This window comes from Endozoicomonas sp. SESOKO4 (assembly GCF_024606275.1).
On the sequence record NZ_JAHHPS010000415.1, the window covers coordinates 1 to 1,429 of the forward strand.

The 1,429-nt window shown below is 48.6% G+C and carries 2 protein-coding genes; both read left to right on the forward strand.

Annotation, left to right across the window (positions count from 1 at the left end; genetic code table 11):
• On the forward strand, positions 1–1,074 hold a 1,074-nt coding region (gene glyS, locus KDK16_RS08110; protein ID WP_257275533.1), incomplete at its 5' end, for a glycine--tRNA ligase subunit beta.
• 80 nt (positions 1,075–1,154) lie between these two features.
• A partial coding sequence (locus KDK16_RS08115) for a transposase (protein ID WP_257275535.1) occupies positions 1,155–1,429 on the forward strand: 275 nt, incomplete at its 3' end.

Sequence of the window (1,429 nt, forward strand, 5' to 3'; positions counted from 1 at the left end):
AAAACCACACTTGAAGCTCGCAGGGAGACCCTGAAACCTATCGTCTTCCAGGCACAACTGGGATCGTTGTTCGATAAAAGCGAACGTATTGCTAAACTGGCTGGTTTCATCGCCAGACAGGAGACTGGGCAAGAACAGTTGGCTGTCCGTGCCGGAGAACTGTGTAAATCAGACCTGACTTCAGAAATGGTTCTGGAATTCCCTGAATTACAGGGCATCATGGGTCAGTACTACGGCGCAAACGATGGCGAAGCACAGGAGGTATGTCTCGCTTTGAATGAGCAGTACATGCCACGCTTTGCAGGTGATCAACTGCCTTCCAATCTGACAGGTTGTGCCGTAGCGATTGCTGACAAAATCGATACTATTACCGGCATCTTTGGCATCAATCAACCACCTTCAGGTAATAAAGATCCGTTTGCACTGCGAAGAGCCACCCTGGGTGTCCTGCGTATTATTGTTGAGAAGAAACTGGATCTGGATCTTCGTGATCTCATTAATCAGTCTGTCGAAGGTTATCAGGCACAAGGGGTTGTGCTGCCAGCAGCCAATAATGAACAGCTGACAGAAACTGTTCTGGATTTCATGCTGGAGCGATTCCGCTCCTGGTATCAGGATGAGCAGATTCCTGTAGAAGTCTTCCTGTCTGTTAAGGCCCTGAAACCTTCTCGCCCCTTCGATTTTGATCAGCGCGTTAAGGCAGTGCATCGCTTTAGCCAGATGGCAGAAGCCGAAACGCTATCTGCCGCCAACAAGCGTGTTTCCAATATTCTGGCTAAAGCCGGAAATCTGGTCATTCCTGACGCCGTTGACCCCGGACTGATGACAGAAGCCGCGGAGAAGGCTCTGGCCAAAACCCTGGCCGACAGCAAAGAAAAGGTTGCACCGATTCTGGAACAGAGACAATACTCAGTCGCTATGGAAAGTCTGGCACCACTGAAAGACTCTGTAGACCGCTTCTTTGATGAAGTATTAGTCAACGCTGAAGATGAGCAGGTTCGTTTGAACCGCTATGCGCTTTTGAAACAATTACGCAGGCTGTTCTTACACGTTGCCGATATTTCATTACTCTAGGGGGCGTTCTTATCCAACCGAACGAACAGATAAAAACATCAGTAACCTGACCGGAAAGACACCTAAAAGTGATCTAGAGTATGGCATTTAGGTTTGCTATGACTCGCACAGTACTCAAAGATCAACAATGGGATCGGATCAAAGACATGCTGCCGGGTAAAGTCTCTGACCCCGGACCAACAGCTGACAACAGGTTATTCATTGAGTCGATTCTCTGGCTTGCTCGTACCGGAGCGCCTTGGAGGGACATGCCTGAAGAGTTCGGTGACTGGCACAATATATACAACCGATTTAGTCGCTGGAGCTCGAAAGGAATATGGAGTCAAGTCTCTGAAGAACTGAGTCAGGATTGTGA